The organism is Oscillatoria sp. CS-180 (assembly GCF_028330965.1).
Classification (GTDB): Bacteria; Cyanobacteriota; Cyanobacteriia; order Phormidesmidales; family Phormidesmidaceae; genus Halomicronema.
Map to the genome: position 1 here is coordinate 20457 of NZ_JAQMUB010000006.1, position 24917 is coordinate 45373.

The 24917-nt window shown below is 53.4% G+C and carries 19 protein-coding genes; 7 read left to right on the forward strand and 12 right to left on the reverse strand.

Going from position 1 to position 24917, the window contains the following annotated elements:
* Positions 1–19 precede the first annotated feature (19 nt).
* Both PN498_RS00955 and PN498_RS00960 read left to right on the forward strand, forming a co-directional pair.
* A complete protein-coding gene (locus PN498_RS00955) occupies positions 20–733 on the forward strand; it encodes a hypothetical protein (RefSeq protein ID WP_272060797.1) in 714 nt (237 codons plus the stop codon).
* Entirely contained in the window at positions 714–6362 is a 5649-nt protein-coding gene (locus PN498_RS00960) for a CHAT domain-containing protein (RefSeq protein ID WP_272060798.1), read from the forward strand. Before PN498_RS00955 ends, PN498_RS00960 begins: the two co-directional genes overlap by 20 nt.
* A gap of 1061 nt (positions 6363–7423) precedes the next feature.
* On the opposite strand, the gene PN498_RS00965 is transcribed toward PN498_RS00960, so the two are convergent.
* Positions 7424–8956, reverse strand: a complete 1533-nt coding sequence (locus tag PN498_RS00965) for a phytoene desaturase family protein (protein WP_272060799.1) — start codon at positions 8954–8956, stop codon at positions 7424–7426.
* Entirely contained in the window at positions 8949–9359 is a 411-nt protein-coding gene (locus PN498_RS00970; RefSeq protein WP_272060800.1) for a hypothetical protein, read from the reverse strand. Before PN498_RS00970 ends, PN498_RS00965 begins: the two co-directional genes overlap by 8 nt.
* Before the next feature lie 524 nt (positions 9360–9883).
* On the opposite strand from PN498_RS00970, the gene dnaK reads away from it, so the two are divergent.
* Positions 9884–11797, forward strand: a complete 1914-nt coding sequence (dnaK, locus tag PN498_RS00975) for a molecular chaperone DnaK (RefSeq protein ID WP_272060801.1) — start codon at positions 9884–9886, stop codon at positions 11795–11797.
* A gap of 203 nt (positions 11798–12000) precedes the next feature.
* Entirely contained in the window at positions 12001–12321 is a 321-nt protein-coding gene (gene grxC, locus PN498_RS00980; protein ID WP_272060802.1) for a glutaredoxin 3, read from the forward strand.
* A 21-nt stretch (positions 12322–12342) separates the two neighbouring features.
* On the opposite strand, the gene PN498_RS00985 is transcribed toward grxC, so the two are convergent.
* Together PN498_RS00985 and PN498_RS00990 are read right to left on the reverse strand one after the other, a co-directional pair.
* Positions 12343–13443, reverse strand: a complete 1101-nt coding sequence (locus PN498_RS00985; protein ID WP_272060803.1) for an ATP-grasp domain-containing protein — start codon at positions 13441–13443, stop codon at positions 12343–12345.
* Positions 13444–13733: 290 nt separating this feature from the next.
* Complete coding sequence (locus PN498_RS00990; protein WP_272060804.1) at positions 13734–14015, reverse strand: helix-turn-helix domain-containing protein; 282 nt, start codon at positions 14013–14015, stop codon at positions 13734–13736.
* 97 nt (positions 14016–14112) lie between these two features.
* Here PN498_RS00990 and PN498_RS00995 point away from each other — a divergent pair, with 97 nt between their 5' ends.
* On the forward strand, positions 14113–15045 hold the full coding sequence (locus PN498_RS00995) for an isoaspartyl peptidase/L-asparaginase family protein (RefSeq protein WP_272060805.1): 933 nt from the start codon (positions 14113–14115) through the stop codon (positions 15043–15045).
* Between the two features lie 78 nt (positions 15046–15123).
* Here the strand turns inward: PN498_RS00995 and PN498_RS01000 are convergent, their stop codons facing one another.
* Positions 15124–15381 carry a UPF0175 family protein gene (locus tag PN498_RS01000; protein WP_272060806.1) on the reverse strand — a complete coding sequence of 86 codons (258 nt, stop codon included), beginning with the start codon at positions 15379–15381 and terminating at the stop codon, positions 15124–15126.
* A gap of 166 nt (positions 15382–15547) precedes the next feature.
* Between PN498_RS01000 and PN498_RS01005 the strand changes: the two genes are divergently transcribed.
* Together PN498_RS01005 and PN498_RS01010 are read left to right on the forward strand one after the other, a co-directional pair.
* Positions 15548–16411, forward strand: a complete 864-nt coding sequence (locus tag PN498_RS01005; protein ID WP_272060807.1) for a Tab2/Atab2 family RNA-binding protein — start codon at positions 15548–15550, stop codon at positions 16409–16411.
* 5 nt (positions 16412–16416) lie between these two features.
* The gene (locus PN498_RS01010; RefSeq protein WP_272060808.1) at positions 16417–17283 is read left to right on the forward strand and encodes a carbohydrate ABC transporter permease; all 867 of its coding nucleotides are present in this window, start codon (positions 16417–16419) and stop codon (positions 17281–17283) included.
* A 425-nt stretch (positions 17284–17708) separates the two neighbouring features.
* Here PN498_RS01010 and PN498_RS01015 read toward each other — a convergent pair whose 3' ends face one another.
* The 7 genes from PN498_RS01015 to PN498_RS01045 form a co-directional block, all read right to left on the reverse strand.
* A complete protein-coding gene (locus tag PN498_RS01015; RefSeq protein WP_272060809.1) occupies positions 17709–18473 on the reverse strand; it encodes a HipA family kinase in 765 nt (254 codons plus the stop codon).
* Positions 18474–18593: 120 nt separating this feature from the next.
* A complete protein-coding gene (locus PN498_RS01020) occupies positions 18594–19514 on the reverse strand; it encodes an SPFH domain-containing protein (RefSeq protein ID WP_272060810.1) in 921 nt (306 codons plus the stop codon).
* Between the two features lie 30 nt (positions 19515–19544).
* Complete coding sequence (gene blaOXA / locus PN498_RS01025) at positions 19545–20471, reverse strand: class D beta-lactamase (RefSeq protein ID WP_334312207.1); 927 nt, start codon at positions 20469–20471, stop codon at positions 19545–19547.
* Between the two features lie 113 nt (positions 20472–20584).
* On the reverse strand, positions 20585–20992 hold the full coding sequence (locus PN498_RS01030; protein WP_272060811.1) for a nuclear transport factor 2 family protein: 408 nt from the start codon (positions 20990–20992) through the stop codon (positions 20585–20587).
* A gap of 162 nt (positions 20993–21154) precedes the next feature.
* Complete coding sequence (locus tag PN498_RS01035; RefSeq protein WP_272060812.1) at positions 21155–22366, reverse strand: WD40 repeat domain-containing protein; 1212 nt, start codon at positions 22364–22366, stop codon at positions 21155–21157.
* 158 nt (positions 22367–22524) lie between these two features.
* Positions 22525–23163 (reverse strand): response regulator transcription factor, encoded by a 639-nt coding sequence (locus PN498_RS01040; RefSeq protein ID WP_334312208.1) that lies wholly within the window; start codon positions 23161–23163, stop codon positions 22525–22527.
* Positions 23164–23224: 61 nt separating this feature from the next.
* Complete coding sequence (locus PN498_RS01045) at positions 23225–24505, reverse strand: serine hydrolase (RefSeq protein WP_272060814.1); 1281 nt, start codon at positions 24503–24505, stop codon at positions 23225–23227.
* Positions 24506–24917 lie beyond the last annotated feature (412 nt).

Here is a 24917-nt window from a genome sequence, read left to right on the forward strand (position 1 = left end):
AAGCACATTGAGATAAGTCATGCCATCATTCCCGTTTGAGCGTCCAATACTGATATTGCTAATCGGCGTCATGGCTTTTGGGATGCTCGGTTGGGGTTGGTATGCCGGATTTACAGGAGGCCATTCGCCGGGCTGGCATTGGCTAGCCGTGAGTTATAGCTATCTCGACCTCCCTACGTTGCTTCTGGGAATTGCGCTCGTGTACTTGGGGCCTATCTTTGGCGGCATTTTGCTGGTCTTGTTACTGGCTGCGGTGCTATTCCCTCGACGGCGACAGTTGGTTCGTCGCCTTGCTGTTTCTTTAGGCATGATTGCTGGCTTTCTGGTCATGCTGCTCATCGCGGCAGCACCGTCAGTCCTCTTTGGGTATTCTCCTGGCGGTCGTTCAGAGCTTGCGGCATGGCACAAAACCTATCGCAGCGTTTATACCGCCCCCGTTTTTGATGACAATTATGGCTGGCTGATGCTTTTGGAATGTGGTCGCTTTGGTTGGTGTAGCGAGGTCTATCGCCAGTACACCGCTGGCACTTTAAGGAAAGGCACTCTGTTTTCGTCACCAACGGAGGGTGGTCCTGAAATCGCGTTTAATTCAAACACCCACCAGATGGCAGTCAAACTTGGGGGAGAGTGGGTTTTTGTGCGATCGCGCGATGAAATTCTTTGCGTAGCCAAACCGGCTCCCTCCTTAACCGCTGAGAACGAAGCAGTGACGTGTGATTTCTTGGAACGTTAGTGGAGAAATTGGAGAGATGCTTTGTATCTTCTGTGCGATCGCTCAACCGGATGTGCCACCTGTGCTCTCTACGATGGCCATGCCCGAAACTAATGCAGAGAACGCCAATCAGGCCACAACAGCCCAGCCAATGCTGTCGCCGGAGGCATCCTTGGGACCTCAGTTTTCTGCGCCTCAGTTTTCTGCGCCCCAGCTTGCTCAAGCCGTGATTCCAGATGCTGAGAGTACTGGCACCGTGATTATGTCAGACGAGAACCGCATCAATATCACTGGTGGACAGCTTTCCGGCGATGGTGCCAACCTATTCCACAGCTTTCAAGAGTTTGGTCTCACTGCTGAGCAGGTTGCCAACTTTATCACCTCACCCGATATTCAAAACATTCTCAGCGGCGTTAATGGCGGCAACCCCTCGATCATCAATGGGCTGATTCAGGTTAGCGGCAGCAACGCCAACCTATACCTGATCAATCCGGCAGGGGTGATTTTGGGTCCAGACGGAGCGATTAGCCTAACCGGATCATTCACGGCAACGACAGCGAACCAGATCGGTTTTGGCGATACCTGGCTGGACATTCTGAATCCCTCTACCTATGAAGCGCTAACAGGTACTCCCAACGGCTTCAGCTTTACAGGCCATTCGTCCAGCCTAGTGCTCAATCAGGGAAACCTAGCCGTCGAACCAGGACAAAACGTGACGCTGTTGGGCAATCAAGTGATTAATCTGGGCACTATCGAGGCGCCAGGCGGCACAATCACCCTCGTGGCAATTCCCAGCGAGAATTTGGTTCGCATCAGCCAAGAAAACCAGCTGCTCAGCCTAGAAATCACGCCAGCACTAACTGAGAGCGGACAGCTATCCCTCGATTCGCTTTCGCTGCCCGAATTACTGACGGGGAATACATTAGCCGCGAACAACTTAACTGTGGTTGAAAATGCCGATGGCACCGTCCGGCTAGAGTCCTCCACAGCGTCAACGATCGCCGAACCCGGTGGCGTGATTGCGTCGGGGGAAATCAGTGCAACGGGCGATCGCGGCGGTTCCATTTATCTCTTGGGTCAACAGGTCTCGCTACTGAACGCTAACGTGGATGCCTCTGGATCGTTCGGCGGCGGCAGCTTGCGAATTGGCGGCGAGTTTCAAGGCCAGGGCAGGGTACCCAATGCTCGATTCACGCTAGTCGATGAGGTCTCCACGCTTCAGGCAGATAGTTTAGCTACAGGCGATGGTGGCTCTATCGTGGTGTGGGCCGACGACACCACGCAATTTTTGGGAAGCGCCAGCGTTCGGGGTGCTGAAGAAAACGGCGATGGTGGCTGGGTCGAGGTTTCGGGACTCAACTCACTCCAATTCTCAGGGTCAGTGGATGCTTCGTCTGACTCTGGCACGACCGGAACGCTACTGCTTGATCCGACCAACATTGAAATTGTGGCGGCGGGCGGAGATATCACAGATCCCGACACGACTGAGCCAGACGGACTCGATGATGTTGATGACTTTGGCGATGCCGATGCCGATACCATCAATGAGATCACCCGCATTGATGTTGATGTGCTGGAAAACACCAAGGCTGATATTACGCTGCAAGCGACCCAAGATATTACCTTCAGTACGGAGGTCAATCTGACTGTGGATCTGGAAGCGATCGCTAACAACAGCATTTTTCTCAATAGCGACATTGTCACTCGACCAGGAGCGATCACCTTAGAAGCTGATGCTGACGGCAACGGTACGGGAGGCATCTTTTCCAGCGCAGGCACCAGCATTCAGACTAATGGTGGTGCGGTGGATATTTCTGGGTCAGGACTACAGCTCAGCACGATTGACACTAGCAGCGTTATTCCAGGAACCGTTGACCTGCTCTCTACCAAAAACATCACGTTCGACGCGATCGCTGCTAACAGCATCAGCGCCGACCCCGGAGCCAATGTCACTATTCTGGCGAACGGCACCGTCCAAGGATTTGCCACAGGGACGACGATTAATACTCAAGGGGGAGGGATCAGCCCCAGTGGTACGGTCACAATTCAGCATGACGGTGGACCGACTAACGCTCCCTTCGAAATTGGCAATGCTGCGGTTAACGGAACCGCTGGGGCGATCGCCGCTGACATCCCTGCTGACAATCAATCCTTTGAGGTGTTGCCCAATGGTGGCAGCGAGAATCCCACTGACAGCACCCAAATTGAGATTATTTCGGTCAACGCGCCCCCAACTTTGGAGATTTCCCAAGCGTTACCGGATGCGGAAGTCAACGAGACCTCGACCTTTGCCCTGGCGGATTTGAATCCAGCGATCGCCGATGTTAACAACGACATCACCACGCTAGAAGTTGCCTCAATCCCCACAGGGACCTTGTTGAGAAACGGTGTAGCCCTTCAGCCAGGAGACGCGATCGCCCCCACTGATACACTGCAATTCAGGCCTCCTGATGATACCAGCGGTACCCTCACCGCACTGACGGTGCAGGCTCGGGATGGTGTTTCCAGTTCGGCCCCAGTTGCCGTCACCGTTACGCTTGTCGAACCGCCGTCGCCACCGCCGCTAACACCACCACCGCCGCGACCGCCGCAGTCGTCCCTGCCGAACGTCGTTGACCCGAATCTAGGAACTCGTGAAGTCTCCACACCGCAGCTTTTGAGTCCCGGAGAAACCCTCCTGACGGGAATGCCATTAGCCCAATCGCCGCAGCTGGAAGAACTGAGCATCATGGGGATGGTGCTCCCGGAACCCGGCTTTTTGATTGTGAACGCCATCTTTGTCGGGTCTCAATCCGATGGTGCCAGCAGCGGTGCTGCCAACAGCGGCAATTTTCCTAGTTTGGTTTCGGCTCCTGAGCCTGACCCTTTACCGTCTCTGCCCATGCAAGAAGGGGAAACACCGGACGCGGGTGAACTTCAAGAGCCAGATATGGGTGAACTTCAAGAGCCAGATACGGGTGATCAAGAGCCGGATGAAGGTGCTTCGCTCAATCCCCTTGGTGAACAAGACGAGATTCCAGGGGACTCTGAAGGTCTCACAGAGGAACCTGCTGATGAACCTGCCGACACCATCCCGGAAGATGTTGCCGTATTGCCAGAAGACAATGATGCCTCGCCAACGGATACTCCCGGCTCAGAAGGGGACGATACCCTATCGGAGCCGTCAGGGGAGACCAGCGCAGCTTCAGACGTTGATGAGCCGACGGGAGTCACTGCAGATTCCTCTGATTCCACCGTCAACCAGGCACTGAAAAACTGTCAGGCTGAGGCCCAGGGCATTCAAGCGATCGCCGGCAGCGATCGCACGCAGTCCTTCTATGAGTCCCTCATCAGCTGCTACGAATCGAACTTGGCAACAGCGACTCAACAAGAGGACTCACACTGGATTGCCTACTCCCTGAACAATCTGGCAATTACTCATTTCGTGCTGGGAGACTACCTCACGGCACTTGACCTGCACCAGCAGCAGCTAGAGCGGGCGATCGCCCTTCAAGATCCCACCCAGGAAGGTATTGCCCTGGGGGGCATTGGTGCGGTCTATGCTGCGTTGGGAGACTACGCTACGGCCATTGACTTCTATGAGCGCAGTCTCAGAGTCACCCCCATCGAGACCGCAGCCCAATGGAAAGCCTTGACCTATCGCAACTTGGGCAATGCCTATTTTGCGGAAAAAGAGTACGACAATGCGGCGCAGCAGCAGTTGACCAGTCTCGACATTTCGCGAGGGGCAGGCGATACCTATGGCGAAATGCAGGCTTACGGCAACCTCGGATCAACGCGGGCGATTCAGGGGCAGTTTGCGGAGGCGATCGCACTCTATGAACAGGGACTGACTTTAGCGAAGGCGCTTCCCAACACGCTAGAAGCGGCTCAAATCCTGTTAGGCATCAGCACCACCTACGCCTACCAGCAGAACTATGAGGAATCCTATCGCTATAGCCAAGATGCCCTCGCTCTAACTCGTGAGCTGGGTGCCAGCCTCGGTGAGGGAATTGCTCTGACCAACTTGGGGAATGCCCTTCTGTATTTGGAACGGCTGACGGAAGCAGAACAGGCGCTGTTCAATGCGATCGCCGTTTGGGAAGCAATGCGGGCTGGATTGGGCACCAGCGACGCCTTCAAAGTCTCCATTTTTGAGACGCAGCTGGCCGCCTATCGCAATCTACAAGAGGTGTTGGTGACTCAAAACAAAGCGAATACAGCCCTCGAAATTTCTGAGCGGGGACGGGCGCGGGCCTTTGTCGAACTGTTGGCAAGGGGGCAGGTGAACCCTGACTCGGTCGGACCCGTGCCGCCGCCCAATCTGGCGCAAATGCAGCAAATCGCCGCTGCCCAAGCAGCCACTCTGGTGGAATATTCCATCATTCGCGATCAAGTTGCCGAGCCGCCTCATGCTGCTTCTGCGCAGAATCCAGTTGAACCGCGAGATGCACAGCTCTACATTTGGGTTGTCTCACCCAATGGCGATACGCATTTTCGACAGGTTGATTTGCAGAGCCTGCTAGGAACAACGTCCATTGCGGATTTGGTGACGGATACGCGCATTGCTTTGACTGGGCGTGATAGCAGCTTAATTGCGGCTAACCGAGGTGTGGGTGTGGTGCCCGCATCTCGCGATCGCGCTCTGCGCCCCGGTGATCGGGTTAAGCGAGAAGGCGATTTGCCTGACCTAGCGCCTTACGAAGTGGTGAGTATCTCGCCTGATGGTCAGACAGTGACCGTGCAGCATCCCGACTTCGTGTTGCCCAACCCAGTATTGTCGATTGATGAGATCTCGCGGGTGGACACTCCGGCGGCGACTGCTTCATTGCCCTTGCAACAGCTCCATGAGCTTCTAATTGCCCCCATCACTGATGTGCTGCCCACCGATCCAGACGATCTGGTTATTTTTGTCCCCCAAGAACAACTCTTTGTCATTCCCTTTGCGGCTTTGCAAGATACCGAGGGCACCTACTTTGTGGAACAGCATACCTTGGCGATCGCCCCGTCCATTCAAACGCTGGCGCTCACTACTTCAGAGGCCGAAGCTACGGCGGCCTCTGATGCTCTGGTAGTCGGCAACCCCAGTCCCATGCCCGAGGAATTTATTCCTTTACCTAACGCTGAGTTAGAAGCAACAACGGTTGCAGACTTACTGTCAGTCAATCCTCTGGTGCGCGGTGCCGCTACTGAAGCTGAGGTGAAGGCATCCCTCGCCAACGCTGACATTATCCATCTCGCCACGCACGGACGGTTTAACAGTGCTCAGCCACTTCAGGGAGCGCTGGCCCTGGCTCCGGATGCCCAGAATGATGGCTTTCTGACCGCAGCGGAAATTCTCGATCTGCCACTGCGGGCTAATCTCGCCATCTTGAGCGCCTGCGATACCGGACGGGGGCGCATTACGGGCGATGGTGTGTTGGGTCTATCGCGATCGTTCATGGCCGCAGGGGTACCGCAAGTTGTCGTATCCCTCTGGCAGGTTCCCGATGCCCAAACCGCTGAGTTGATGATCGATTTTCACGAGGCTCGGTTAGACGGCAATCACACTCCCCACGCGCTTCGCAAAGCGATGCTTGCGTCCCTAGAAACCTACGCTGATCCAGCCATTTGGAGCGCCTTCACTCAGGTCGGTAACTTGAATAATACTGCTCAAAGCTTAAGTCTTTAAAGATGAGTGTTTAGGGATTCTCCAATCCATTACCTAAGAACGAGAATCCTACGGGGCCTTCATCAAAACTTCATAGTACGACTGAGTTGAGTCTGCGGATTTTAACGGTCTCTACCGAATAGGGGAGTAGCTGCTGTGTAATCTTGTTGATCTTCGGTAAAAACCATGCACACTTGGGCGCTTTTTTCCTGTAGTAGTCTCGTCACGCTGACCGCCTACAACTTAGCTCAACTCCCCCAGGGGCAAGAGCCAGGGCCTGAACCTGAACCTGACTCCAGCAGTGACGTTGCCAGTAGCGCTAAGTTTTCGCTGGAAGCTCTCAGCCAAGAATTCCCAGAGCATGAGCCAACCGTAGCCTTGCCGCCCATGCCGGACACCCCTCGAATGTCCAAGCTGGGTGAGCTGAGAGGATATGACCCAGCGTCCTATAATCCTGCCGACTATCCTGTCGAGAAGATCGATTTGGCCGCGATGTTAGGCGTAGACCAGAGTGCATCTTCCCCGGAGAGCGTTCCAGAAACCATTGTTGCCTATCGCGCTGAGGCCACGCAGCCCTTGCCCGACCTGCCCCCCTTGCCCCAAGCCATTGATAGCACCAGTGCCTCAGCGATCGCACTCTCCTCTTCTCTCGAATCCGTTGTCTCCCCTCAGCCCGAGCAGTCAACCTCTGGACCGGCCTTTGGCGGCACCGCTCAAGCCTCTCAAGTAGCTCAGGTGCCAACCAATCAGTCCAGACGACAGACGTCTGCCTCTGTGAACTCCAGTGAAGTGTCCATTCGCACTTCGGCTACCCCTCGACCTGCAGCAGCGTCTGCAACTACCACCGCACCTGAAACTGCGACAGCACCCAGACCTGCGGCGACACCTGATACTTCCGACAGTGCCTTGTTTGCGGCACTACCTCTGCCGACCGGGGCAATCAGTGCTCCCGTTGAAACACCCCAGGCGAACAGTCTAATGGCAGATCAGCCCATGGCAGAGCTAGCCAATTTTGAGGCTATATCACCTGATTCAGACGTTTCCATGGAAATCACCATTGCTCGTCAACAGCTCATTGAAAGTTACTGTGAGCGACCAGAGGTCAAGGCGGACATTAAAGCGACCGTCTGCGAAGGTGTCACCAACGAGTTGGCACAGAGTATGCCGGAAGCGGCAACTGCGGGAACGCCAATCCCAGGTAGGGTTGAATCTCCCACTCGCAATAGTCCTGAGATTGGGGTCTTGCCATTCGGGAATAGCCCTGTACTGGCTTCGATCGCGGCTCCATAGGTGCCCTGATAGCGTCTGAGGTAGCGCTGATGGGTCAGCGGTGTACCAATCAGCTCAACGTCGATGCGATCGCGAATATCGGGAATGACTTTCTCCAAAGCGCAGTAGAGCGATTCAGCTCGTTCCCGTTTTCGGGCTGAGTAGGCGTCATCCCGTTGCCATCCGGTCCAAGGCTCTAGCGTATAGGCATGAACGACATGTTTCCCTGCCGGAGCCAGCTTTGGATCGAGCACCGAAGGAATCGAAATCATGCAGGTGTTGCCGGGGGCGGTCAAATCGCGAGATCGGCTGTGAACAACGACATGATGCACCGTCAAGTGCTCCAGTCCGGTGCCGTCAATGCCCAAATGGAGATGCATGAAGCTATCGACCGCCGGAGTGGATAGGGCCTCCTGACGAAAACGAGCAGGCAGGTCTTCAGGCTGGAGCAGCTGAGCGTAGGTATCCCAGAGAGTCGCGTTGGAAATGATGACGGGAGCCTGAAGGGTACCGCCTTTCCGTAACGTGACGCCCGTTGCTCGTCCTCCCTGGACCTGAATCTGCTCTACGTGGGTTCCCAACCGCAGTTCACCACTCCACTTTTTCAACCCTCGGACAAGGGCATTGATCAACGCTTCGCTACCGCCTTGGGGATAATCAACAGAGGCTGTTTCTCGTTCCCCAAAGACGAAGGCAACTTCTGGGGCGATCGTGCCGTGGGCCTTTAATCCTGACAGCAGAAAGCACTCCAAATCGACCAGCTGACGCACCCAGGGATCCTGAACCGTGCGATCCAAGATAGTGCCAACGGATTGCTGCACGGCTCCGAGCTGGGGCAGCAGACGCAGCAGGGCAGCCGGATAGCGCAGCAAGAAGGGGACGACACCCAAATCAGGGCGCAATCCCAGAGCGGGAATCTGTTTCAGTGGCTCGTATAGATCATAGAGCCGCTGCACGAACGCCCCCAGTTCTTTTGCTCCTTGAGGCGTGAACCGGGCCACTTCTCGCTGATAATCGGCAAGTTTGCGGTAGATAGGCAAAGTGCCTTCAGGCAGATGATAGTGACCGAGTGGCTCGTAGGCGATCGCCGACACCGATTCTTCCAGCACATCCAGCACCTGCCGCAGCGGATTCCGCGAAACGGGATCCCCTAGACCAGAGAAAAAGGACGGGCCAGAATCGAATTTAAAGCCTTGCCGCTCAAAACCGTGGGCCGCTCCTCCAGGAATCGTGTGGCTCTCACAGATAATGACCCGTTTGCCATAACGCGCCAGCAAAGCCCCTGCTACCAATCCACCAATGCCGCTGCCAATGACGATAACATCAGCCGTCGTTGCTTCATTCATGACGGGTTGATGAGCGATTGCCTAAATTAGCAAAATAGTTGTCAATGATGGAGATGCAGCTGCGGACATTGGTTTCTTCCTGGGCGTTGATGCTTTGCAGGTACGACACCCGACTATTAATGGAATACTCCAACTCCTGTATTTCTTGGCGCAGTGCCCGTACTCGGCTACTCATCTCAGTTTGGTTGACCAGAGCGTTGATTTCCTGCCGCAGCATTGACTGCTCAGTGTCCTGAAGCTGACGCGCAACGGCAATTTGAGCAGCCACTCCGCCCGCTTTCACGACGCAGTAAATTTCCATCAGCCGCACATAGTCTGAAGACATCTCTGCCCGAGCATCGCTGTCCAAAAGCTGTCGAATCAGCTCAGGCGTTAGCGATCGCGCTGTTCCAGGGGAGGTCATAGAAATGTCCAGTAGGTAAAGCTTTAATCAGTAACTTAGTCAAAAATTCGTTCTTAATCCCAATGCGAACAGAAATTCATAGAAGCTATAAATAGATTAGTTCAAATACAGAGAACAAATATGGCCCAATCGGTAAAGGTCTGGTTGGATACTGAGGCGGATTTTTAGAAGTTTTGCTTTCAGATGCATCTGGCTTGGTGCGCGAAACTGATAGCGAGTTCGTGATGCAGCGGGTTGACGCAGCGGGTAATATTTCGGGCCTCTTGGTGTTAAGAGGGAATCTCCAAGAAAGAATTGATTGCTGGTAGGGTGTCATCAGAGCAGCGTAATGCACCACAGCCGGGTATTTTTCTTTTTAGAAAACTTCTAGACGTTTCAACGCGACTGACAGAAGAGCGCGTTGCTAACATCACTGCGTCTTAGCCCTTGCAGGTTCCTCACCCTGGTTAGTTCGGTATCCCCCCCTACAGAGATTTAGGCATAGCAAGCACACTGTATATAGCTGTTAAGCCGGAGCAAAATCTATGGGAAAGGTTGTTGGTATTGATCTAGGAACCACCAACTCAGTAGTGGCCGTTATGGAAGGGGGCCAACCTACTGTTATTGCAAATGCTGAAGGGTTTCGGACAACTCCGTCGGTTGTGTCCTACGCGAAGAATGGCGATCGCCTAGTCGGCCAAATCGCCAAGCGTGGCGCAGTAATGAACCCTGAAAATACCTTCTACTCTGTTAAGCGATTCATTGGTCGTCGCTTTGATGAAGTCGGTACTGAGTCTACCGAAGTTGCCTACAAAGTGCTGAACGTTGGTAACAACGTCAAGCTGGATTGTCCTCAGGCAGGCAAACAGTTTGCGCCTGAAGAAATCTCTGCACAGGTACTCCGCAAGCTTGCGGATGACGCCAGCAAATATCTTGGTGAGCCAGTCACTCAGGCCGTTATTACGGTTCCTGCCTACTTCAATGACTCTCAGCGACAGGCGACTAAAGACGCAGGCAAAATCGCGGGTCTAGAAGTTCTACGAATTATCAACGAGCCGACTGCGGCGTCCCTCGCCTACGGTTTGGACAAGAAGAGTAACGAAACGATTCTTGTCTTTGACTTAGGGGGTGGTACGTTCGACGTCTCCATCCTGGAGGTCGGTGACGGTGTCTTTGAAGTCCTGGCGACTTCTGGTGACACTCACTTAGGGGGTGACGACTTCGATAAGAAGATCGTGGACTACCTAGCTGAAGAGTTCCAGCGCAATGAAGGCATTGACTTACGGAAAGACAAGCAAGCGCTGCAACGTTTGACTGAGGCAGCTGAGAAAGCGAAGATTGAGCTGTCCAGCACTGGACAATCTGAAATTAACTTGCCCTTCATCACGGCAACTCAGGACGGTCCTAAGCACTTAGAAATGACCCTGACTCGGGCAAAATTTGAGGAGCTAGTTGCTGACCTGATCGATCGCTGTCGGATCCCCGTTGAGCAGGCCCTTAAGGATGCCAAGCTGAACAAGGAGAACATCGACGAGGTGGTTCTGGTGGGTGGTTCTACTCGCATCCCTGCGGTTCAGGAAGTCGTTAAGAAGATTCTGGGCAAAGCACCAAACCAGACCGTCAACCCTGACGAAGTCGTCGCTATTGGGGCTGCGATTCAGGGCGGTGTCCTGGCGGGTGAAGTGAAGGACATTCTGCTACTAGACGTGACGCCCTTGTCTCTGGGGGTTGAGACTCTGGGTGGCGTTATGACTAAGCTGATTCCTCGGAACACGACAGTGCCGACGAAGAAGTCTGAGACCTTCTCCACAGCAGTGGATGGCCAGACGAATGTCGAGATTCACGTGCTCCAGGGTGAGCGGGAAATGTCGAACGACAACAAGAGCTTGGGTACCTTCCGTCTGGATGGGATTCCCCCGGCTCCCCGTGGTGTGCCTCAAATTGAAGTCATCTTCGACATTGACGCCAATGGTATCTTGAGCGTGACTGCGAAGGACAAGGGCACGGGCAAAGAGCAGTCTATCAGCATCACCGGAGCGTCCACCCTGGATGACAATGAGGTGGATCGCATGGTTAAGGACGCTGAAGTCAACGCGGCGGCAGACAAAGAGCGTCGTGAGAAGATCGACCTCAAGAACCAAGCTGACACGCTATCTTACCAGGCAGAGAAGCAGATTGAGGAGCTTGGTGACAAGGTTCCTGCTGATGAGAAGGCCAAGATTGACGAGCAAATTAAGGCTCTCAAGGAGGCTGTTGCAGCGGATGATTACGACAAGATGAAGTCCGTAACGACTGAGCTTCAGCAGGCTCTCTACAGCGTGAGCGCTAATCTGTATCAACAGGCAGGTGCAGCTGACGCAGCGGCAGGTGGTGCTCCTGAAGATGCTGCTGCTGGCGGTAGCTCTGATGGTGGCGATGATGTCATCGACGCTGAATTTACTGAGCCTGAGAATAAGTAAGTTCAACAGAACAGAGAGGCATGATTGTCTTTGCCTCTCTGTTTTTGGCTTAGGCTACAAGCTTGCTCCGGCTAGCAAGGAAAGACGGATGGCGATCGCCATCCGCTTTTTTGTCTGTATGGGCATAGGGAATAGGGCTTGGGGTGGGCGTGGTCTGAGATGTGTCACACTAGCGTCAAAGCCTAAACACTTCTGAATTGACCATGCTGTCTTTCTTCAATCGATTCTTTGACCGTCGCTCGGATGACGTGCGTGCCAACGTTGAAATTTACACCTGGCAAACTTGTCCCTACTGCATTCGTGCCAAGCTGCTGCTGTGGTGGAAGGGCGTTGATTACACAGAATACAAAATTGATGGGGATGGTGGTGCTCGTGTTCGCATGGCAGAACGGGCCAACGGTCGCAAGACGGTCCCCCAAATTTTCATCAACAATCAGCACGTTGGCGGCTGTGATGATCTGTATTCGCTTGATGCCCAAGGAAGGCTTGATCCCCTACTGCAAGAGGAAGCTGCCGCAGCTTAGGGGCTCAGGCTAGAGAACCGTCTACAGCTTCAGGCGTGCTTTCAATTCCTGACCCAGTTCGGCTTGCTCGGCTTCGCTGCCTGCTAGCAGTACAGCAATTTTGCCGACCTTGATAGTGCCCCAATTGATCAGAATGACGCCTTTCCCGGTTGTCGCGTCGAAGGTAATGCCCTCCAGATCGATTTCTTTGAGCGATCGCAAGGGGGTTGCATAGGTGACGCTGCTCCAAGCCGGGATGCCCAACTGTTTAGCGATGATAGTGGGGTAGGACGAGCCGTTAAAGCGGGGATTACATTCGATCGCGACATAGCGCGTGTCAGTTCCTGCCGGGCAAACAGCCACATCAACGGCAAAAATACCCTTCATGCCGTGGTCCCCCATCCAGGTGGCGAACGTTGTGATTTCGTCCCACGGTTCATGGCTGGCTGGATACCGATTTCCCAAATGGACGCAGCCCTCTAGAATTTGCTCCGAGGCCAGGACCGGATGAACGCCCTCATGGGTCACTTCGTACTGCAAATTTAAAAAGGCAGTGGCGTTGACTTCTTCTTGAATCTGGAGCGGGTCGTTAGGTCCGCAGTGGGCAAAAGCGTCTTTCAGGTCAGCTTCATTGTCACAGCGAGTGATACCAAAGCCGTGATCCGAAACGGCAGGTTTGACAAAGCAGGGAAACGTGATGTCGTTACTAGCTTTGGCAGCGGCTAGATTGTCAAAACGCAAGGTTTTAGGAACTGGAATATTCAACTCCTCGGCTAAACGAATGAAGTGGTTCTTGGAATTAATGTGTTCAACCACCTGATGAAAACGAGCGTCCCATTTCTCGAAAAGCTGCCGATAGGTGTCGTGAGGACTCATGACATCGCCAAAAAAGTAAACGCTGATTTCGTGGTCAGGATGCTGATCCATCTCTGGAATTGAGATATCCCAGATGACATCATGAGTGTGGTTTAGCCCCACTTGAGCATAGTGAGCTGCGATCGCGCTCCACTCAGATTTCAGCGCTTCCGGCAGTTGAATCTTATCGTCGGGAGCGGTGAGGCCCAGTGCTCGCCCAGCATAAAGTTCGTTGCCTGCATTGCAATCATGAGTGTAGTGAGTGATGTCGTGGTTGTAGATCTTCATAGGGGGCCAAAAAAACGAACAACTAGAGACGTTGGAATGGGCAAGAACAGCTGCCTAACTAGATGAAAATACGATACCTATCCGTTTCAAGTCAGTTCAGATACCTTTGTGACAGGAACTAAACTTTAGGTTAAGAGAGTAATCTCTTAAGGGGACCATAATAGGGATTAAAGTTTAGAACGCCGGTCCAAGAGTCAGGATTTCATAACAAAAAACGCCCCTAAAAGGAGCGTTTGTAGCCATTTATGAAAAGAAAGCTTCGTAGAATTGCAGTATCGAGGGCTGAATCGTTAAGTAGCGACGGAGATTTGAACTTGTCGCCCAACTAAAGACAGGAGCTGAATGAGTTGTTCAATGCTGAAACGGCTGACTTCTCCATTCATCAAGTTTTGCATTCGAGGAAGGGTTTGCTTCAAAGATTCAGCGGCTTCTTCTGGCGTCCATCCATGCTGTTGAATGGCCTGTTGTAAAGCCAGCATTAACTCTGTGCGAACTTGGAAGGTTCTGGCTTCCGCGATCGCATAGTCCGATAATGTTGCCTTGAAACAGAAGTCTTGGTCAAGCGTGATCATGACAGTGCCACATAAAGGGTGAAGCGCTGCTTAGCGCATAAACATTATAAGTGTGGTAACTTCAAATACTTGCTGCCTGAATTTTTCCTTAATAGTTATGATATCTGACAATTTTTCCCTCATGATTCACGGTGGCGCTGGTGCATTGCAGCACATCCGACGCGAGGGGAATGAATCAGATTTCATGCAGAGTATGCAGCGCATTTTGGAGGGGGGGCGGCAGGTCCTGGTGTCAGGTGGAACGGCACTGGATGCAGTAGAATACTGCGCCGTTCATTTAGAAGATGATCCGCTCTACAATGCGGGTCGCGGCTCTGTGCTGAACGAGTATGGCGAAGTCGAAATGGATGCGGCCATCATGGATGGTCAGGGGTTAGAGGCTGGGGCTGTGGCAGGCATCACGAACGTGAAAAATCCGATCGCGCTAGCCCGCCGAGTCCTCGAAAAAAGCGAGCACGTCATGCTGATTGGCAAAGGAGCCAGGGAATTTGCCAACCTCCACAATGTCGAAATTATGACGGACAACTATTTTGTGATTGATTCCCGCATTCGTCAATGGCGAGAAGCCCAAAAAGCGGGTGGCATGATGCTGGATCACGAAGACGTGACGCCCCAACACAAACTCGGCACGATTGGGGCCGTTGCCCGCGACGGTAACGGCAACCTCGCCGCTGCGACCTCCACGGGCGGCATCGTTAACAAGCGCTGGGGTCGAGTGGGCGATAGTCCCATCGTGGGCGCTGGCGTATTTGCCGATAACGAAACCTGTGCGGTTTCCGCCACTGGGTATGGCGAACAGTTTCAGCGCACTGTCCTCAGCAAGATGGTCTCGGACTTTGTGCACTTCAAAGGGATGGATGCCCAAGCCGCCGCCACGGCAGGCATTAATTATCTGGTGGATAAGGTCAACGGCCTCGGCGGTGTCATCGTTATTGATCGCAATGGGCACTGCGGCGTCGGCCACTCCACCTCTGGCATGATCTACGGCGCGATTGAACTGGGCGGCGAAAGCCTGTGTCATTTGGCGTAGGGACGCGCTAGACGTCCCTACACTGATTGCATCCCTACACGTCCTGATTGCCATCCGAACTGCTCCCCAGCGGACCGATCAGCGCAGCAGTCCCCATTGTCCACATCGCGATCGCGCTATCCAAAACCCGATCTTGGGATTCGGTGAGGGGGCGATCGCCCCGCCAAATAGAAAGCCGCGCCGCCCGACATGAGCGTTAGGCCCACAACCGTTACTTTGTCCTTTCTGGTACCAATAAATGGCGGCAGCTAACCGTAGCTGTTGGGCAAACTGGTCAGGAGGCGTTTTCAGCTCCGAAAAGATTTTTTGGGGAATATCAAACTGTACAGATGCCATCTACTCACCTCTTCGGAGTCTGTCAGTCTTCTTGAGCGTAGCGCACATTTAAACCTGTACGGACAGGCATGGCTGCGCCTCCCCAACGATCGCCCTCCCCACCCCATTCACATGTCTACGGCCCTTGACTGCTACTATCAGGTTTGTAGCTGGCTGAGCGCAACCTATGGGTACTGTTTGGGAAGTTGATTTTTACTCGCGCCCGATCTTGGACGAGAACAACAAGAAGCGTTGGGAAGTGTTGATCAGTGAGGGCTTGCAGACGGTGGATGCGGACCCGGAGGCGGCGTTTCGCTACAGCAAGTTTCTCTCCAACACAGAGGTCAATTCCATTGAGCTGAAGAAGGCGATTGAAGAAGCGATCGCGCAGGCCCCCACGCCACCGGATCGCATTCGCTTCTTCCGCTTCTCCATGCAGAACATGATCACCCGCGCCTGTGAGGACTTGGGCCTTCCGGTTCAGGCCAGTCGCCGCACGCTGGCGTTGAAGCAGTGGATGGACTACCGCAAGACCGAAGTTTATCCCAATGAGCCGGGCTATACCGACAAGCCGTCGCCTAGTGTGGGTGCGCCGCCGCCGGCTCCCCAGCCGCTGCCGGATGCGCTGATCGGTCAGCAGTGGGCACTGGTGACGCTGCCGGCGGGAGATTTGGCCGATATGCCGGAGTGGCCTATCTCCTTTGGTGAAGCCTTCCCCACCCGCTTTGCGGGCCTTGAACCCGACACTCTGGTTCCCGGTCTGGTGATGTTTTCGTCGCGGGCTTTGCCGATGGCGGGCTGGCTGTCCGGGCTGGAGATCAGCGAGCTGCGAATCGAGGCGGGCAAAGTGTCCCGGCTGATCTTAGAAACGGGCAGTGCTGATAGCTGGGTCGTGGCTGTTCTGAACACTCCAGAGCTGCAAAAAGAAGCTCAGAATTTTGAAGCCACCAAGGCGAGGGCCAACCAGGTTCACTTTCTGGCGGTGCAGGACAATCCAGAAACTGAGGCTTTTGCCGGATTTTGGCTGATGCAGGGCGTGCAGTTGGGATGACGATCATGGGACCCGACGAAAAAGCCTGGCGGCGCTATTGGTCGTGGCGATCGCGCTGGGCGAAAATAGTAATGACCTACAGCCTGTTGAGTGCGATCGCTGTGGCGATGCTGCTACCCCTCCTCTGGCTGATCAGCACGGCCTTCAAATCCCAGGATGAGAACATCTTTGAGTTTCCGCCGCAGTTCATCCCGGCCTCTCCCACCTTCAACAATTTCATCACCGTCTGGCAGCAAAACCCCTTTGGGCAATATTTCGTCAACAGCATCATCGTTGCCGTGCTGACCGTAGGGCTCAACCTGCTGTTTTGTTCGCTGGCGGCCTATCCCCTGGCAAGACTGCGCTTTCGCGGTCAGCGGTTTCTCTTTGCGCTGATCGTTGCCACCATTCTGATTCCCTTTCAGATTGTGATGATTCCGCTGTACGTGCTGGCCGTTCAACTTGGACTCCGCAACAGCTATCTGGGACTAATTTTGCCGTTCATCGCCTCAGCCTTTGGCATTTTCCTCATGCGGCAGGCTTTTTTAGGCGTCCCCAAAGAGCTAGAAGAAGCCGCCCGCGTAGACGGCTGTTCTGAGTTAGGCATTTGGTGGAATGTCATGATCTCCTCCACCCGTCCCGCCCTGGTGACCCTGGCCATTTTCGTCTTCATTGGCTCCTGGAGCGACTTTCTCTGGCCTCTGATTTTGCTCGATCGCCCGGAATACTATACGCTTCCCCTCGGCGTCGCCAAACTGGCCGGCAGCTTCTCCCTCGACTGGCGATTGATTGCGGCTGGCTCCGTCATTTCCGTTCTGCCTGTCCTTCTCTTCTTCGTGGTGATGCAGCAATACGTTGTGCCGACTGAATCTGGCAGCGGTCTCAAAGGCTAACCCTACTCCCACCCTCACCCTGGATGCATACCGCCAAAAGCTTTAGACGATGAGGCTTCTGGCTACTGCTTTCCGTGGATCATAAGGCGGCTCTATCGGCTTCGTTAAGGCGGGCGACTGGGGGAAATTTCGTGTTTCCCCCAGACCCCCACCGACCAGGACGAATCCGCCGTCCTGGACCTCGCAGAAAGGGTATTCAGCTGGGCGTTCTCAAGCTTTGGGGCCTATTGTCGGTTCAACTGAGATCTTGCACTAGTACATCGGCATCCTGCATTTGCCCCCAAATCCCCCAATTCTGGGGGACTTCGACCTCAGAACCCCCCAAATTTGGGGGGCAGGGGAGCCAGTCAGGCAATGTCGGGACAACTGCAAGATCTGAGTTCAACCCCCTGCCCTTTTGCAACCGGTTCGTGAAATCTTACCCATCACATAAACGGTCGAGGAAATTTGAGGCGCTTCCAGAGAAATGCGGCGTAGGCTTGTCGTCTACGCTCAATGGCGGCGGCAGGAGCGCCTGGCAGTAGGGGCTTGAGAAAAGCCTCAGGGATTTGAGCAACGGTGTTCTGCAAGTTCTCAACAGACAGCCGTGCCGCCAGTCTGTTGTCCCAGTCCAGGAGATTGTCAGCCCTGTTGCCAAAGATGTGGCGGTCAACAGCATACTCTGTAGTCCGAGGTGACGCCTCAGAAACTTTGGACCAGTCGTACTGAAACGGTAGCGCCGCACCGTGATCAATAAGCCAGAGCTGATCTTGGTGGACCATCAGATTAGGGTTTCTAGCCGTCCGATCGCAATTCAGCACCCAGGCATCCAGCCACAGAATCGAACAGGCCACCTCATCGGCGATCGCTTCAGCCTCATCGGCTCGAATGTCCGTGGCTCCCGCCAAATATTGCAGTCCCAAATTAAGACCAGAGCTGGCCGCAAACAGATCCTCAAACTCATCGTCGTGAACATCACTCTGGGTGGTGTCATCGATCAGGATTAGCGATCGACAGGGCACCCAAAGCCCCAAAGCCTCAGCTAACGAGGCAACGACGATCTCGGCGATGAGAGCTGGCGTACCCTGGGCGGCTCCCCGCAGCTTTGTCAGAAAGTAGCCCGCTTTGGTTTCAATCACCACCGGACGCGAACTTCCCCGTTTATCAGCGGAAACGACCCGCAGCGCGGTGTAAACCGGAAGGTCTGTCATGGGCCTGTTAAGGGGATCTCCAGGAAAGAATTGACCGCTGGTCAGGTGTCATTAGCACAGCGTAATGCACCACAGCCAGGTATTTATTGCCAGAAATCTCCTAAGGACGCGCCAGCAGGTCTAAAATCGATCCTGTCCCTGAGCAAACGACCCCGTGTTGACGATGGGCTGCATCCCATTTTCAGCAACCAAGGCCACGAGTAGATTATTGACCATAGCCGCTTTGCGCTCTTCATTGAGTTGAACCAGATCCTTATTGCTGAGGGCATTTAGGGCAATTTCAACCATGCCCAACGCGCCTTCGACAATGCGCTCTCGGGCCGCCACAACCGCCAATGCCTGCTGTCTTCTCAACATGGACTGAGCAATTTCAGGTGCGTAGGCTAAATACGTCAGCCTAGCCTCAAGGACTTCAACGCCCGCAACGTCCAAACGGGCCTGGACATCTTCCTGAAGGGTTCTTGAGATTTGATCGGGATCATCTCGGAAGGATTGATATCGTTCATCGAAGCTGTCGTAGGAATAGCGATTCGCCAACGTTCGCAGTGCCGCCTCGCTTTGAATGCCCACGAATCCCAGAAAGTCGTTCACGTTCAGCAAGGCTTTGGCTGAATCCGTCACTCGCCACACCACAACCGTCGCAATTTCAATCGGGCTGCCTTGAGCATCGTTGACCTTGATACGATCGCTAGCAAAGTTGCGGACCCTGAGGGAAATGGGCCTCAACTGCACCAGGTAAGGAATGACCCAGTAAAAACCAGGCGATCGCAAACTGCCCGCATAGGACCCCAGCAGCAAAAGCACCCGCGCCTGATTCGGTTCCACTAAGGTGAATCCCAACAGGCTAAGTCCCGCCAATATCAAAAGACCTAAACCAATCCCCAACACAATTGGCGATTGAACAGCATCGAAGTTTAGCTCCGGGTCAGTTAATACCGATTGCCTAACCAGCAGGAGACCCAGACTCGTTAAACCGAGCGTAATGCCTAATCCTAAAAAACCATTTAAGACTTGAGCCGAGCGTTCGTTCAGCTGATTCATATTGAGTCCTAATTATCTAAAGTCAGTACCCTACAAAATCCCCAACTCTTGGAAGCAGCGTCGAGTTAATTCAAGGCGATCGCTCAAGTCAGCTTCATCATTAATCGTGATGTTGGTCGCAAAGAAATAGGTGTTATGGTCTTTCTCCAAATAACCCACATACCAGCCCACCTGCCCTTCGAGCGCCCAGCCTGTTTTCGCTCGCAGCGTGTAATCAGGCGTCTGCTCCATAATCATAATGTCTTTAACCGTCGCGACAGTCCTTTGGGAAAAAGGTAGGTCGTTGTTATGTAACCGTTGCAAAAATTGAATTTGTTCTTGCGGTGTAATTCGCAATTCTCCATTCAACCAAAACGTATCAATATCCTCTTCGCTGCCAATAGTTTGATTGCCATATTCCGCTTGAATCACCCAATTCTGCATTTGCTCGTGTCCAATTCTGCGGGTCAGAACCTGATAGAACCAGACCGCTGAGAGCTTAAAAGCTTCTTTTAGATTGAGATCGCGGTTCCAGCTAGGGAAACTTCTTTCGATGCCATCCCAAGTCAGAACGGCAATTTCACTTGAGATAACTTCAGTCTCTAACGCAATCAAAGAATTAAGGATTTTGAACGTTGAGGCCGGTAAAAAAGCCGTTAAATTGCGATCAGGATTGTACTGATAGGTCTGGTCATTTTTGGAATCGTAAATCAGAATAGAGCCTTCTGCATTTAAGGCTTGAAAATGCGACTCAAAATCGCTTATTCGCTCAAGGTTAGTTTGAGCAATATCGGTTAGAGAAAGCTGAGAAGGTTCTTTGAACCCTGTTAATTTTGCTGATGCGATTCCTGCCAGATCAGTCGTGATAGAACTGAGGAAAAAAGGACTAAAAACTAAAGCATAGCGTGATCGCATCATGACATTTCGCTCAGAAGAATTACCGTTAGATTGAACCGCTTCTAATTCTAATGAAAGCATCGTGAATTGTTCACAGTCATTGTCCTAATGGATTAGCTAGTGCTGCCAGAGGATTAAGAATAGTCCTCAAGTGACCGCCGATTATTGTCCAAAAAGAGCGACAGGTTGAAGCATTAATCTTGGATCGCCTCTCGTACGCTATGGACTGCCGGAATATCCCACGCTTCGACAATGCGATTGTCCACGATTCTCCAAACAACCACCGCGTCTAACTTGAAGGTTTCGCCTGCAAACGTCATCATCGGATTCGCATGGACGACCACCAGCTCGTCCCCCACGGGAATCACTTGGTGGGTCTCGACTCTGAAGGTGTTGTTGGTGACCATACCCAGCTTGTCGAAAAATGCCTTCAGACCCGTGAGTCCCATATAGTCTCCTTCCAGTTCCGGCAGGCTAGGGTTGAAATAGTGCCAAACAAAGTCACGGGCAACCAGGTCCTTAGCGCTGGAGAGATCATCGGGAATCAGTTTTTCGAGGCGCTGAAGCAGGGTCAGATTGGCTTGCTCGGCAGTCAGCATCATTGTGTTCCTTGAAGAAATAAGTGGGGCGGCACATTGAAGGAGCTTGGGCTACGCCCCACAGGACATTTCAACAGTAGGCTTTTCCCTTAAGGTGTCCTACCTACAGCTGGTTATGTTTCAGGACAACTGGTTCCTCCAAGTGGGTGACTCTGGTTGTGCACCTCACTCTTTGGGGTCAGCTTTGAAGAAGATTTGAATGGTTTCGGGGGTGGCGATCGCTAGGGTATTGCCGCTGTTGCTGAATACTGCTCGATGGTGCAGCCCTTCTAGTGCAGTGACTTCGCGATCGCGAAGGTTGATCACGCGAGTGCCCGTATAATCGCTGCGGACATAGTAATAGCGACCATCGGGACTGAGCTGCCCCGCGCGATCTTGGCGATCAATGGAGGGCAGATCCGTTGTGTGGGCAACTCGTTCACCCGTCTGTGGGTTCCAAGTATTCAGGCGAATGTCGTATAGATGCTGAGCGAGGACCGTTAAACTCTCCTCCCCCGTGAACACCATATCGACAAATCCGAAGGCATTGGACAGAGCATCATCTCCATCGGAGTCGAGCGTGTGAATCAACTCACCATCGCTGAGCTGCCAGACCTGCACGGAGTTATTTTTTCCCGGCTCTAAACCAAAAATCCCCAGCACCACACCCGCTAGCAAAGTTCCATCAGGACTGAACTCAAAGTCGTAATAGAGATCATTCGAAGGGGTTTCTAGTGTCTGAGCAACCTCTCCGGATGTGACATCGTGGAGACTGAGTTGCAGATCGCTGGGGCGATCAGCCGCATCAAACCCAAAGTAGATTTGGCTGACAATCAGGTCATCACCGGGTCGAAACGCCAAATGCGGCGACATACCAAAGACAAAGCCCGCTTCATCGCGAAACTGCCCCTGCAGGGTGCCGAGGGGTGTTTTCCAAAGGGGTTCGCCGGTATCAATATTCCAAAGCCAGAGTTCCAGCAACTGGGTCTGGGCGGTTTGCACAACGGCGGCAACCTGAGTGCCATCATTGCTAATCGCCAGGGCATCAAAGCGAGTCGTGCGATCGCTGCTCACCTCGGTCAACAGTTCCCCCGTCTGGGTATTCCACACCTGGAATTCATTGCCCGCAAAGGGTGAGGTCAAGAGCCTTTCGCCTGAACTGCTGAGACTAAAGCGTTCGGCCTCCATCGCGATCGTCGTGGCGGGAGCGGTGGTCCAAGATGACGCCACGGTGCTGTCCGCTTTGGTTGCTGTGGAAGGTGATGACAGGGAGGATTCCTGCATCACGAGCAGGGTGGAGGGGTGAGCTAATGTGTGGCCTCTGGACAAAAGGGAAACCTCTAGTCCTAACCCTAGAGCCAACCCCAAACCTGAAGCCATTCCAATCGTTTTAAACATGATTCTGAAGCCATTTGGGTGCTAGCAGACTCGACAGATAGGACCTAGAGAACCCATTCTTCCAGAACCGCTAGAACCACGCTTATTGAACACATCCAGCATAGTCAGGGGCATGGCAATCAACACCCTGCGGCTAGGTTCGCCCATCTGGACATCGGCTATTCGACTAATCCCTGGCGGACGGCTGCAACGGCTGCTTGAACGCGATCGCTCACCACCAGCTTGTTCATGATGCCTTTCACGTAGGTTTTGACCGTGTTGGGACTGAGATAGAGCTGCTGACCGATCTCCGTGTTGTTGAACCCCTCCACGATGAGTTGCAGCACTTCGAGTTCACGAGCAGACAGCAGTGCTCCGTTTCCACCTTGGGGTTTGGGACGGGACGGCGTTAGGTTCTGAAGCACCTTTTGAGCAATTTGGGGATCGAGGTAAGCCGCACCTGAGGCCGCAACTCGAATGGCATTGGCTAGCGTTTCTACATCGGTTCCCTTGATGCAGTAGGCATCAGCCCCACCAGAAAGAGCAGCAATAATTTCCGTCTCATTGGTATGAGAGGTCAGCATGACGATCCGAATATCAGGGGTTGCCGCTTTAATGGCCTGAGTGGCCTCGATACCGTCCTTTCCTGGCATCCCCACATCCATGAGCACCACATCCGGTTTCAGGTCAGCCGCTAGCTCAATGCCCTGCCATCCGTCAGCGGCCTCACCCACTACCGCCATGTCAGTCTGGTTGTTCAGAGCCGCCGTTAAGCCCAACCGCATCATGGGGTCATCATCGACAACAAGTAGTTTCAAGGAAGCGGCGGCAGGCATAAAAACACCAAAGACTCGATTCTCATTCTAGTGGACCTACGGATCAGAGCCGCACGATTTCTTCACTGTCTTTCAGACCGGAAAGGATGCCTTGATGAAACTGGGACAGGGACAGCTCGTCCAATGCCTGATCAGCATTGTTCCAGGTGGTCACAATGCAGTAGGTATTGTCGGCTGAATCTTTGAGCCAAGTGGTCAAATTCAACACGCCCGGTTCTGATCCGCCCTTAAACGCAACAGATTGCCAGTTTGCAGGATTTGCTACCCCTGGATTGACCCGCATTGCCGAGAGCGGAGCAACCTGTTCCATAAGTTGACACAGCTCCTGCCCCGTGAAAAACCATTCCACATCAAGACTCACCGGATTGCCCGCAAATAGGCTTTCCTGAGGAAGCGGCAATGTCGGCGTTGCTTCAAGCACTTGCCGCTTCTCTGACAAATTGCCCTGACGATAGCGTTCCAGCCAATCGGCGTTGGCTGGATTCTTGAGCGCAAAAAAGTCCCGCGTGGTCAGAAAAGGCTGATTGCGGGGAGTGAGCGCTTCCAAGGTCTCGCGTCCCACAATGTCAATCAGGGCATCCGTCGCCGTGTTGTCGCTGATGGCAATCATCAAGGTCGCCAAGGTGTCTAGCGTGAGCGCTGTCCCTGCTGGCCAATCTTGCAGCATGCCGCTGGGCAAACTTTTCCAGGCGGGTTGAAGCCCAACAACCGTATCCCAAGATAATTCTCCCGCTTGAATCCGATTCTGAAGTGCAGCCAGCACAGCCAGCTTGAATGCCGAGCCGATCGCGAGGGGGACATCAGCATTAACAGTCGCTTGCTCGGTATTGTTTTTAAGGACCAGTAGAGAGGCCGGATAGGGCACGTTCTGAATCGCCGAGGTGGCTTGCTCAAGGCTGAGGGGTAGGGCGGCTGGCTGGAAAAAGAGACTGATAATTTGATTATTGCCATCCAGTTGAAGTTGAGCCGGAACGGTCCCGCGTTCAAACTTCACGTCAAAGCCAGCTTCGGTTTCCACCACACCCTGATAGTCGCCCAAACCCTGAGTGACTTGGCTGAGCACTCCTTCCAGTTGTGCCACAGAAATCTGCTGTAAAAAGGATGGGGCAAACCAATTGGCCTGAATTTCAGATGCTGTAAAAATGCGCTCTAGTGCTTGTTGAGGGGTAATCATGGCGGCTTGAGAAACTGGGGTAGAGGCGATCGCCCGAACGGATAGAAAACCGAGCGTCATCTCGGTGATATTAAGCGGCAGGGCAAGTTGAACGGCAAGAAGCCCGGTACAAAGGCCAAGCAGCGTCAGTTTTATCAGGGGGAAAGTCATCAGAGGCTATTAGGAATGTCGATTTCTCCATTCTCCTACTGGAATGGACAAAACTTTTGCAGCCTTCCTTTTGCCGCAGTAGGGACAGCGACGTCAGCGGCTGTCCAAAGAGTCTCTAGATCCCCTTTCGGGGTATTGGGTGGTTTCGACCTGACAATAATAATTCAGCCAGAGATCGTGGTGTGTTTCAATCCCCTTGCGGGGTATTGGGTGGTTTCGACGTAGTCCCTACAGAGATGTATTTGGATTATGTGCAAACGCGAGCGTTTCAATCCCCTTGTATGTTTAGAGGTAGGAGCGGTAGACCGCAATCCCCCGGTCTGTAGTGGCCATTTTCTGCAGAATTGGCTTCATTATAAGACGTCCGTAAGCTCGGTCGCCGTCTCCGATTCAGCGCTTTGAGAACTCGTAC

Coding starts and splice junctions, on each gene's coding strand:
- PN498_RS01015 (WP_272060809.1), bottom strand. CDS start 18,473: ATGACAGACCTTCCGGTTTACACCGCGCTGCGGGTCGTTTCCGCTGAT.
- PN498_RS01005 (WP_272060807.1), top strand. CDS start 15,548: ATGGGTACTGTTTGGGAAGTTGATTTTTACTCGCGCCCGATCTTGGAC.
- PN498_RS00985 (WP_272060803.1), bottom strand. CDS start 13,443: ATGAAGATCTACAACCACGACATCACTCACTACACTCATGATTGCAAT.
- PN498_RS01035 (WP_272060812.1), bottom strand. CDS start 22,366: ATGTTTAAAACGATTGGAATGGCTTCAGGTTTGGGGTTGGCTCTAGGG.
- blaOXA (WP_334312207.1), bottom strand. CDS start 20,471: ATGCTTTCATTAGAATTAGAAGCGGTTCAATCTAACGGTAATTCTTCT.
- PN498_RS01000 (WP_272060806.1), bottom strand. CDS start 15,381: ATGGCATCTGTACAGTTTGATATTCCCCAAAAAATCTTTTCGGAGCTG.
- PN498_RS00990 (WP_272060804.1), bottom strand. CDS start 14,015: ATGATCACGCTTGACCAAGACTTCTGTTTCAAGGCAACATTATCGGAC.
- PN498_RS01020 (WP_272060810.1), bottom strand. CDS start 19,514: ATGAATCAGCTGAACGAACGCTCGGCTCAAGTCTTAAATGGTTTTTTA.
- PN498_RS00995 (WP_272060805.1), top strand. CDS start 14,113: ATGATATCTGACAATTTTTCCCTCATGATTCACGGTGGCGCTGGTGCA.
- PN498_RS00965 (WP_272060799.1), bottom strand. CDS start 8,956: ATGAATGAAGCAACGACGGCTGATGTTATCGTCATTGGCAGCGGCATT.
- grxC (WP_272060802.1), top strand. CDS start 12,001: ATGCTGTCTTTCTTCAATCGATTCTTTGACCGTCGCTCGGATGACGTG.
- PN498_RS01030 (WP_272060811.1), bottom strand. CDS start 20,992: ATGATGCTGACTGCCGAGCAAGCCAATCTGACCCTGCTTCAGCGCCTC.
- PN498_RS00955 (WP_272060797.1), top strand. CDS start 20: ATGCCATCATTCCCGTTTGAGCGTCCAATACTGATATTGCTAATCGGC.
- PN498_RS01045 (WP_272060814.1), bottom strand. CDS start 24,505: ATGACTTTCCCCCTGATAAAACTGACGCTGCTTGGCCTTTGTACCGGG.
- PN498_RS01010 (WP_272060808.1), top strand. CDS start 16,417: ATGGGACCCGACGAAAAAGCCTGGCGGCGCTATTGGTCGTGGCGATCG.
- dnaK (WP_272060801.1), top strand. CDS start 9,884: ATGGGAAAGGTTGTTGGTATTGATCTAGGAACCACCAACTCAGTAGTG.
- PN498_RS00970 (WP_272060800.1), bottom strand. CDS start 9,359: ATGACCTCCCCTGGAACAGCGCGATCGCTAACGCCTGAGCTGATTCGA.